The organism is Mesorhizobium sp. P2_D5 (assembly GCF_056404355.1).
Window position 1 is genome coordinate 1 of sequence record NZ_JBFUEE010000017.1, and the last position, 9,312, is coordinate 9,312.

9 protein-coding genes are annotated in these 9,312 nt (G+C 59.7%); 8 read left to right on the forward strand and 1 reads right to left on the reverse strand.

Annotation, left to right across the window (positions count from 1 at the left end; translation table 11 throughout):
* From AC1DYW_RS32920 to AC1DYW_RS32930, 3 genes are all read left to right on the forward strand, one after another.
* On the forward strand, window positions 1–252 hold a 252-nt coding region (locus AC1DYW_RS32920), incomplete at its 5' end, for a TOBE domain-containing protein (RefSeq protein WP_477228964.1).
* A gap of 27 nt (window positions 253–279) precedes the next feature.
* A complete protein-coding gene (locus tag AC1DYW_RS32925) occupies window positions 280–1,317 on the forward strand; it encodes an ABC transporter substrate-binding protein (RefSeq protein WP_477228965.1) in 1,038 nt (345 codons plus the stop codon).
* Window positions 1,318–1,340: 23 nt separating this feature from the next.
* Window positions 1,341–3,095 carry an ABC transporter permease subunit gene (locus tag AC1DYW_RS32930; protein WP_477228966.1) on the forward strand — a complete coding sequence of 585 codons (1,755 nt, stop codon included), beginning with the start codon at window positions 1,341–1,343 and terminating at the stop codon, window positions 3,093–3,095.
* Between the two features lie 171 nt (window positions 3,096–3,266).
* Here the strand turns inward: AC1DYW_RS32930 and AC1DYW_RS32935 are convergent, their stop codons facing one another.
* Window positions 3,267–4,322, reverse strand: coding sequence for an aldo/keto reductase (locus AC1DYW_RS32935; RefSeq protein WP_457154995.1), 1,056 nt, complete (start codon window positions 4,320–4,322; stop codon window positions 3,267–3,269).
* Between the two features lie 201 nt (window positions 4,323–4,523).
* Here AC1DYW_RS32935 and AC1DYW_RS32940 point away from each other — a divergent pair, with 201 nt between their 5' ends.
* From AC1DYW_RS32940 to AC1DYW_RS32960, 5 genes are all read left to right on the forward strand, one after another.
* Window positions 4,524–5,858 (forward strand): NAD(P)/FAD-dependent oxidoreductase, encoded by a 1,335-nt coding sequence (locus AC1DYW_RS32940; RefSeq protein ID WP_477228967.1) that lies wholly within the window; start codon window positions 4,524–4,526, stop codon window positions 5,856–5,858.
* A gap of 57 nt (window positions 5,859–5,915) precedes the next feature.
* Window positions 5,916–6,338, forward strand: a complete 423-nt coding sequence (locus AC1DYW_RS32945; RefSeq protein WP_457155085.1) for a RidA family protein — start codon at window positions 5,916–5,918, stop codon at window positions 6,336–6,338.
* Window positions 6,339–6,574: 236 nt separating this feature from the next.
* Window positions 6,575–7,564: a LacI family DNA-binding transcriptional regulator gene (locus tag AC1DYW_RS32950; RefSeq protein ID WP_457155086.1), complete on the forward strand. Its 990-nt coding sequence runs from the start codon at window positions 6,575–6,577 to the stop codon at window positions 7,562–7,564.
* A gap of 227 nt (window positions 7,565–7,791) precedes the next feature.
* Complete coding sequence (locus AC1DYW_RS32955) at window positions 7,792–9,060, forward strand: M24 family metallopeptidase (protein ID WP_477228968.1); 1,269 nt, start codon at window positions 7,792–7,794, stop codon at window positions 9,058–9,060.
* Between the two features lie 68 nt (window positions 9,061–9,128).
* A partial coding sequence (locus AC1DYW_RS32960) for an ATP-binding cassette domain-containing protein (protein WP_477225549.1) occupies window positions 9,129–9,312 on the forward strand: 184 nt, incomplete at its 3' end.

The window sequence follows — 9,312 nt, forward strand, 5'->3', positions numbered from 1 at the left end:
GAGAACGTCTCCGTCCGCTCCGCACCCCAAATCGTATCAGACAGTGCCTTTGGTGTTCCCGCGACGATCCGCGATGTCACCTACCTCGGCGCCGGCTGGCGCGTGGCGCTGGAACTTTCCGACGGGCAGTCCCTGCTCGCCAGCATCACGCGTGGAGATGATGCGGCCGGACACCTGGCTCCCGGCAAACCCGTCATCGCGCGATGGATGCCGGCATCCGTCGCTGTTCTTCCGGCTGAAGGATCACCCTGAAGCGGATTCAAAGGGGAGTAAAAAATCATGACAAAAAACAGACTTTGTATGGGTGTGTCCGCTGCCTTGCTGGCGGCGGCCAGTGTAACCTTCTTTGCGAAATCGGCACCTGCCGCCGATCCGGCGGAAGTTGTGGTCGCCTCGTACGGCGGCTCGTTCCAGGACGCGCAGACGAAGGCCTTCTTCGACACCTACGCCAAAGCCACGGGTGCCAAGGTGACCGGCACCACCGGTTCGGGCTACGCCAAGGTGAAGGCCATGGTCGAGAGCGGCAACGTCACCTGGGATGTCGTCTCGGCAGAGAGCTCGGCTCATGCGAACGAGGTGAAGGACGATCTTCTTCAGCCGCTCGACTATTCGGTCATCAAGGCCGACGGCATTCCGGCGGAACTCCGCACGAAATACGGTGTCGGCTACATCAAGTTCGGCATGAACCTCGCGTGGAGCAAAGACAAGTTTTCGAGCGGACTTACTCCGGCTCAGTTCTTCGACCCGGGGGTGAAGGCTCGTCGCGCGGTTCCGTTGGAACCGGAATACACTCTCGAATTCGCGCTGCTGGCCGACGGTGTGAAGCCCGCCGATCTCTACCCCCTGGATGTGGATCGCGCCCTCAAGGTTTACGAGCGGATCAAGGACCAGATCGTCGCCTACAAGGGGGCCGCGGATACCCAGGCGCTCATCCAGCAGGGAGAGGTAGACCTGGCCTACATCCCCAATGGTCGGGTCAATGATGCCATAAAGGCTGGAGCTAAATGGGCTTATGGCTGGGACGCTTCCGTCTCCGATACCGAATGGTGGGTGGTGATGAAAGGCGCTCCGCATGCAGCCGAGGCCATGAAGTTCATCAACTTCGCCGTCCAGCCCGAGCAGCAGGCAGAACTGACCCGCCAAATCCCTTACGGCCCGACCAATGTCGACGCGCTGAAGCTTCTCGACCCTGCCGTCGCCAAGGATCTGCCGAGCTATCCGGACAACGCGAAGCTTGGCGCAGTTCTCGATTCGAAATGGTGGAACGAGAACCGCGAGTCTGTGAAGACCCGCTGGAACACGGCCATCATGCAGTAGCAGAACTTAGACGGGAAAAAACGATGATGAGACGGAGCGGTATCATAGATTGGGGGCGGCTTTGCCTGCTCGCTCCAGCATTCCTGCTGCTCGTCCTCGCTTTCGCTCTACCGTTGCTTGCCATTGTGCCGGAAGCGTTCGGCGGTGATGCCGTCGGGCGCTTCCTGCGAATTTTCGGAAGTCCGGTGTACCGAACGGTCATCTGGACGACGGTTCGCATCAGTCTGGAAGCAACCGCGATAACGCTCGTCGTCTCGTTTCCCTTGGCGTGGCTCTTGAGCCGGGCGAGCGGAGTGAAGGGCCTGCTTCTTGGACTATTGGTGCTGGTTCCCTTCTTGACCAGTGTGCTGGTGCGGACCTTCGCCTGGTTGGCGATCCTCGGGCAGCGTGGCCTTGTCAACGGGACGCTTCTCGGCCTCGGGCTGATTTCGGAGCCGCTCCCCCTTCTCTTCAGCGAGCCCGCGGTCGTTCTAGCCCTGGTGCACTCCTCCATTCCCATGATGGTCTTTGCCCTCGTCAGTGTCCTGCGGCGCATCGACGGACGCATTCTTCTGGCTGCTCATACACTCGGGGCCAACCCACTGCGCGGCTGGCTGGGCATGGTTGTTCCGCTTGCAATCCGCGGCATCCAGTCCGGCGTCATCATCATCTTCCTTTTCACCATGGCGAGCTTCATCGCGCCTGCCTTCCTCGGCAACCAGCGCCAGCAGATGCTTGCACAAGTGATCCAGTCGGAAATCGAGACCGGGGCCGACTGGGGTTTCGCCGCGGCACTGGGCATTACGCTCGCCGTGACGGCCACGATCATTGTCGTAGCATTGTCCTCAATGGCGCGATTCTTCTCGCGGTGGCAGCGTCCGGGCTCGTTGCCGCCGACCTTGCCGCAACAGCAGGCACGGAACGTGGACAAAGCACTTCTTCGCCAGCCGGTGGCCCAGCCCACCCCGCGGCCACACAGTCCCAAGATCTGGCGCTTCGCCGCGCGGCTTGTCGAACCGGCCTATCTCTGCGCAATATCTGTCTTCATTCTTCTTCCACTGGTCGTGCTCTTCCCGGTGTCGTTCAGTTCGGCGGACGTGCTCATCTTTCCGCCTCCCGGTTATTCGATGCGATGGTTCGAAGCGATCCTCGGCAGCCCGGAATGGATTGCGGCAGCACTCACCAGCCTTCGCATCGGATCTGCCACCTGCGTTGCGACCCTCGTCCTGGCCACACTAACGGTGCTCGGCTTTGGTCGTCATTTCCGGTTTCAGGGTGCAGCCGAAGCTTCGGTGCTCTCGCCCTTGACCGTACCGAGCGTTGTCTTCGCGCTGGGGGCCTATCTGACCTTTGCGCGCGTGGGACTGGTTGATACCGAGGCAGGCATCATCATAGCCCACACGGTTCTGATTTTCCCGGTGGTTTACCTCGTCGCATCGGCGACACACAGTTCCATTGATCCATGGCTGTCACTTGCTGCAGCAAGCCTTGGCGCCAACCCTTGGCGCATTTTTCGCACCATCATCTTCCCACTGCTGCTTCCTGGCCTGGCTATTGGCGCTCTGCTTGCGATGCTTCTTTCGTTCGATGAATCGGTGGCTTCGATCTTCCTCAGCGATCTGTCGGTGAAGACACTGCCGAGAAAATTGTGGGAGGGTATCCGCTTCAACACAAGCCCTGAATCCGCGGCCGTCTCCGTCATGCTGCTTGGCGTGACATGCGTCGTGGTCATCGTCGGCATGGCGGTTGTCCTCGGGCGCCGTAAAACCGCTCTGTTGTCGTTGCAAGCGCGTTCCTAAATCGGTCTTCTTGACCGACCTCAGAGCGGAACTCGGACAAGCGGCGCTACGAGTGCGGAGAAGCCACACTCAAGGGGAGGCAGTTCCGCGATCGTTGTTTCTAAGGTCATCCCCGTTTGGGCGATTTGTGTGTCACGACGCTGCTCGAGGGGCGCCGCTAACAGAGTTCGACTAATTCATGTGCGGGGCGTGCGCTGTCATGTCCGCCTCGCTCAGCCTGTCGCTCGCTGTACCCAACTGGTGCCAGTAGGGGTAGATGATCGGCGGCACACTAACCTCATCCAGACGTTTCCGCTCCTCCGCGGTCAGGTTCAGGTCGGCTGCTGCCAGGTTGTCTTTGAACTGCGCTTCCGTCCGTCCACCGATGATGACTGAGGTGATTGCCTTTCGTCCTATTAGCCAAGCAAGCGCCACCTGCGCGGCCGAAACGCCGCGGCTTTCCGCAATTGAAACCAACGTATCGACGATGTTCCACAGTCGATTTTCGTCGCGGATCGGCGGTTCCGTCCAGCCGGCGAACTGGCGCGTGCCCTCAGGCGCGGCTTGGTTTCGCCGATGCTTGCCAGAGAGCAGACCGCCTGCGAGCGGGCTCCAGAGAAGCACACCAAGGCCTTGGTCTACGGCAATCGGAAGCAGCTCATATTCGGCCTCACGCGCTTCCAGCGTGTAGTGGATCTGCTGGCTGACGAAGCGCTGGCGCTTGTCTTTCTCGCTCACGCCGAGAGCCTTCATGATGTGCCAGCCGGAAAAGTTCGAGCAGCCGATATAGCGAACCTTGCCATCCCGAACGAGCGTGTCGAGCGCCTCCATCGTTTCTTCGAGGGGCGTCTGTCCGTCCCATTCGTGGAGTTGGTACAAGTCGATGACATCGGTCTTCAAGCGCCTGAGGCTTGCCTCGCAGGCAGCGATCAGGTGCTGGCGAGACGAGCCGACATCGTTGGGGCCGTTGCCCATGCGGAAACGCGCCTTGGTGGCAAGCAGCACGCCGTCCTTGCGCTTGCCGCCGAGGATGTCGCCAACTATCTCTTCGGACTTGCCATCGGAATAGACGTCGGCGGTGTCGATGAGATTGACGCCGGCATCCAGGCAAAGATCGACCAGCCGTCTGGCTTCGGAGACGCCGAGGTCGCCGACTGTCCTTGCCCAGCCTACCCCGCCGAAGGTCATCGTACCCACTGTGACGGTCGAAATCTTGAGGCCCGAACGGCCAAGCAGACGATATTCCATAATTTCCTCCCAAGAATTGAAACAGGCGGTCGCCGGCGGCACGCTGCACGTCGCGATCCTACGGCTCACGTGATGGCCGCTCGGCTCTCCCCGTTTCTATAGCAATGAATTACGCTGTTGACAATCCAAACGATTGTATAAATAATACAACCGATTGGATAGTGCTGCTGATATTTTTGAGAAACGCGGCAAAGGAGTGATATGCCTGGTCCCTATGTCGTCCCGGTTGCCAGTGACGAGAAAATTCCGCCGCGCGTGGATGTGGTCGTAATTGGCGGCGGCATTGTCGGTGCTTCAACCGCGTTGGAACTCGCGGAGCGTGGCCATTCGGTGGCCCTCTGCGAAAAGGGAGGTATCGCCTGCGAGCAGTCGAGCCGGAACTGGGGGTGGGTGCGCCTTTCTCGCCGGGATATCCGCGAGATGCCGCTCATGATCGAGGCCAAGAAAATCTGGAATGGCCTCGTCGAGCGCACTGGCCGCGAGACGGGGTACCGCCAGACGGGCATCGTCTTCACCGCCCCTTCGGAAGGCGATCAGGCCCAAAATGCGGTGTATCGTGATCAGCTTCAAAGTTTTCAGGTGTCTTCCAATCTTCTGTCTGCGAGGGAACTGAAGGACAAATACCCTGAGCTTGACCTGCCGCTTCATGGCGCCTTGTCAACGCCCAGCGATGGACGCGCTGAACCGCAATTGGCCGGACCGGCCATCGCATTGGCCGCCCGCGATCGAGGGGCGAATATTCTGGTCGAATGCGCCGTTCGAGGTCTGGAGCTTTCGGCCGGTCGGGTGTCTGGTGTCGTCACCGAGCATGGACCGATCGCCTGCGATTCCGTGGTGCTGGCCGGTGGTGCCTGGAGTAATTTCTTCGCCCGCCGCTACGGTATCGATATTCCGCAGCTTAATGTCACTGCTTCTGTGCTGCGGACCAACCCCTTGGAAGGGGGGCCGGAAGAGGCGATGTGGTGCGAAGACTTCGCGCTGCGAAAGCGCCTGGACGGTGGCTACACGATTGCCTCAGGCCACGAAAACGTCGTGGATATCGTGCCGCGCTCTTTCAAGTACATGTTCCGGTATCTGCCTGCGCTTCGGTCGGATTGGAAGTCCCTGAACTTCCGGATTTCGGGCCAGTTCTTCAAGGACATGTCGGATGCCAAGCAGCGGCCACTGGATGAAGCCAGTGCGTTCGAATACACGCGCGTCCTCGATCCAGTGCCTTCGAAGAAGCTCTCCGACGGCGCTCTCAAGGCGCTTGCCAGGCACTGGCCGGTCTTCAGTCAGGCGACGATCGCACAGCGGTGGGGTGGTCTCATCGACGTCACCCCAGACGCTATCCCGGTTATCGACGCGGCAGCAAAGGTTCCCGGTCTGTTTATCGCTACAGGATTTTCTGGTCACGGGTTTGGCATCGGACCCGCCGCCGGACGGCTGATGGCGGACCTCGTCACCGGAAAGCCTCCAGTCGTTGATCCCAAAGCCTTCAGGCTGTCTCGGTTCAGCGACGGGACCAGGATCGTTCTTTCGCCGGAGTATGCTTGAGGTAGTAACATCAAGCTTGACCAAAGTTTACCAACCCTCACTAGCAAAAGAGAAAAAATGTCAAACGTCACCAAAATAAAGTCCGGAAGCCCATTTGAAGATATGGAGAGCTACTCGCGAGCTGTCGTTGTTGACAACTGGATATTTGTTTCGAATACTGCGGGTGTGAATTACAAAACCCAGAAAATGTCAACCGACCCAGTACAACAGGCAAAGGAGTGCCTCAACAAGATAGAAGGTGCGCTTAAATCTGTTGGCGCCAGCTTGGCCGACGTTGTAATGTCGACAGTCTATATTCCAAACCCTGAGGATGCGCCGACTGTCATGGCCTATGTCGGCGAACGCTTTAAGGGGATTGACCCCGCCCGTACGGTGCTGTGCCCCGGACTTGGAGGCCCCGACTACAAGGTGGAGATTGAGGTGCAGGCCTATCGCGGCGTCAGCACCGCGGAAGTTGAGCATAAGGTGATCAGTCTTTGATTTCGGGACTGAAGAGGTCGGACTTGGTCCGGCCTTCTTCGGCGAAGGGGACTTTTCCGTGTACAGCCGTTAGCGAGGCCAAAAAACCTGCCATGTGCACTTGCACGCGGCATCACCTCGCAGGCAACGTGTTGGAGATTGCGCCTTTCTTATCCAGACCGACTAATTGAACGGACATGGCCACTTCATTGACCGACGATAGGACCGAAAAGCCGACTGGCGGCCGACAACCCAGGATGGCCGACATCGCTCGCATAGCGGGCGTCGATATTTCGACCGTCAGCCGGGCTCTGTCGGGAAGTGAGCGGGTCACCGTGGAGACGCGGGCACGAATCCAAGAGATTGTACGCGATACCGGCTATGTCGTTAACAAGGCAGCTCGTACTCTGCGTGATGGTCGCGCCAATCAGGTACTGGTCATTATTCCGGAGCTCTCGTCAAAGTCCTACCCGGAGATGGTTCAGGGCATAATCGAGGCACTGGATGAACACGAAATCAATGTTCTTTTGGGCGCTACGCAGCGTGAGGCCAAGCGCGAGGCGGAACTCGGCAAGCGACTACTGACTGGCGTCGTAGACGGCATCATCACCATCACCGGAAGCATCCCTGAGACTATCCTCAACATGCCGGACTTCCAGCGCAAGGTCGTCGCCTTGGCTCGACCGGTCCCGCAGCCGGGCATTTGCTGGGTTACCATGGACAACTACGCAGCATCCAGGGAGGTAATGGAACACCTGTATGGCATGGGGCATCGGCGCATCGTCCATATCGGGGGAATAATGAGCTCCGAGACATTCCGTGCCCGTTCCGCTGCCTATGTCGACTTCATGCGGGAAAATGGCCTGGCCGACCTGATCACTGTACGCCCAACCGACTACTTCGACGCCGACGCTGGTGTCGAAGTCATGAAGTCCCTGCTCGGAGCTGGCCAGCGCCCCACCGCTATCTTCTGTGCTTCTGACGATTTGGCGATAGGTGCCATGGCGGTGGCGCGGCAAGCCGGGCTCAGTATTCCAGACGACATCTCGTTCGTTGGTTGCGACGACCTGGGGGTGGCCGCGCTGATGCATCCTCCACTTTCGACGGTGTCGGTTCCGCGCATCGAGATCGGTCGCTCTGGAGCGGAGGCGCTCTTTGGCCAGATCTACCAGGACATTATTGCGCCTGCGAAAATCGTGCTGCGCCATCATCTGGTCCTTAGGGACAGTGTGGCGCGGATCGGGTGACTTGACAGGCCGTGACTTGATAGGCCGGTCAGCGGTGTTGGCTACGGGCACCCAAGGATGAAGTCCAGCCTGTGGGTGCAAATGCACCCGCGGGGCGCTGTTCCTTGGGCCACGCGACCCAATACCCACTAGATGCCATCCTGAGGCGCCATGAAACAGCACTTCGCGCTATGTCACCGAAGATTCACAATTGACAATCCAACCGATTGCATGATTGATACAAACGATTGGATTACCGCATCGGCGCAAGCCAGTTGGTCAGCGCCACACACGAGAATTCAGAGAACGCCATGATCGAGAACCCAGCGAATTCCAGGCTCACTTTTCCCACCGATGCGGATTACCGCAATCGCATTGAACGGGCCCAAGCTTCGATGAAGCGTAACGGGATCGACGTTCTCGCCATTTCAGGCTTCGACTACCTTCGCTTCTTCACCGGATTGAATGGGCTCCCCGTCGGCAGGCCGATTTGGTTGGTCCTGTTGCAGGACGGCGCGCCGGCCTTTGTCTCTCCTCGCAGCGAGGCCAAGGAGATAAGGGCGAGATGCAACACCCCCGTGGCTATCGAATGGGTCGAATGGGAAGAGCCAGTGCCGGCGCCCATGACGCACCATGCCGCGCTCGCGAAGTATGTAGGAGACATCGCACCGACAGCCCGCACAATTGGCGTCGACTTCAATTCCACATGGGCTCTAAACATTGAGTTGGTCGAGCAAGCACTTGGCGCCGAGCGCGTCAAGGACGCCACCGTGATGTTGCGCGAGTTGCTTGCTCGCAAGGATGCAGTAGCGATCGACGTCATTCGACGCAGCACCGACATCGTTGCTCACCAGTTCGCGGCCTGCCGTGAGCTTGTCGCCCCCGGCGTTCCCGAATGGAAAGTAGCGCTTGCTTCTCTGACAGCCGGGACGGAGCGGGCTGCACAATGGTGGAACGGCAACGAAGAGCAGTCACCGTTTGTTCAGGGAATGCAAATGATGGGGGCCGGCCGCGAGCGCACTGCGCGCTGCCATTCTGCTGGCGGCGGTCGCAAAATGCGAGAGGGCGAAATCTTGCAGGTCTGTTTTTGCGGGCCGTCCTTCTTCGGGCACGCAATTGGTTACGACCGGCCATTTCACATTGGGTCGAAACCATTGCCTGCGGACCTGCGCAAAGTCGTGGATGTCGCGCGTGAGGCTCAGGAAGCGGCATTGGCAAAAGTACGCCCTGGCGCGTTGGCGGGAGAGGTCCATGCCGCGGCCGTGGCGGTGATCGAACGCCAGGGCTGGAAGAGTCCCTTCCTGCACCGCACCGGTCGCGGGATCGGTTACTCCGATTGGGACGGGATCGAGCTCAAGGCCAATTCTCCGACCGTGCTTGAGCCGGGCATGGTGCTTACCGTCGAGCCGGCCCCCTATGTCGACGGCATTGGTGGCGCCCGCTTCGGCGATACCGTGCTCGTGACCGAAAACGGATACGAGGTGCTCACCCCGTTCGACCTCGGCAGGGATATCTAATGGCAGGCCAGCCACTCCCCGCCGTTTCCTTTCAGGGTGTCACCCGGCGCTACGGAAGTGTGTCTGCGGTGAGCGACGTTACCCTCGACATCTCGTCGGGGGAGTTCTTCGCGCTGCTCGGCTCGAGCGGTTCCGGCAAGACGACGCTCCTCATGCTCCTGGCGGGGTTCGACACGCCAACCGAAGGCCGCGTGCTGATGTCGGGCACGTCCGTCTCGGACGTGCCTCCGCATCGGCGACGGATCGGGGTGG

Bases quoted from the DNA above. Each gene is read 5' to 3' on its own strand.
- AC1DYW_RS32950 (WP_457155086.1), top strand. From the start codon at position 6,575: ATGGCCGACATCGCTCGCATAGCGGGCGTCGATATTTCGACCGTCAGC.
- AC1DYW_RS32945 (WP_457155085.1), top strand. From the start codon at position 5,916: ATGTCAAACGTCACCAAAATAAAGTCCGGAAGCCCATTTGAAGATATG.
- AC1DYW_RS32925 (WP_477228965.1), top strand. From the start codon at position 280: ATGACAAAAAACAGACTTTGTATGGGTGTGTCCGCTGCCTTGCTGGCG.
- AC1DYW_RS32935 (WP_457154995.1), bottom strand. From the start codon at position 4,322: ATGGAATATCGTCTGCTTGGCCGTTCGGGCCTCAAGATTTCGACCGTC.
- AC1DYW_RS32930 (WP_477228966.1), top strand. From the start codon at position 1,341: ATGATGAGACGGAGCGGTATCATAGATTGGGGGCGGCTTTGCCTGCTC.
- AC1DYW_RS32940 (WP_477228967.1), top strand. From the start codon at position 4,524: ATGCCTGGTCCCTATGTCGTCCCGGTTGCCAGTGACGAGAAAATTCCG.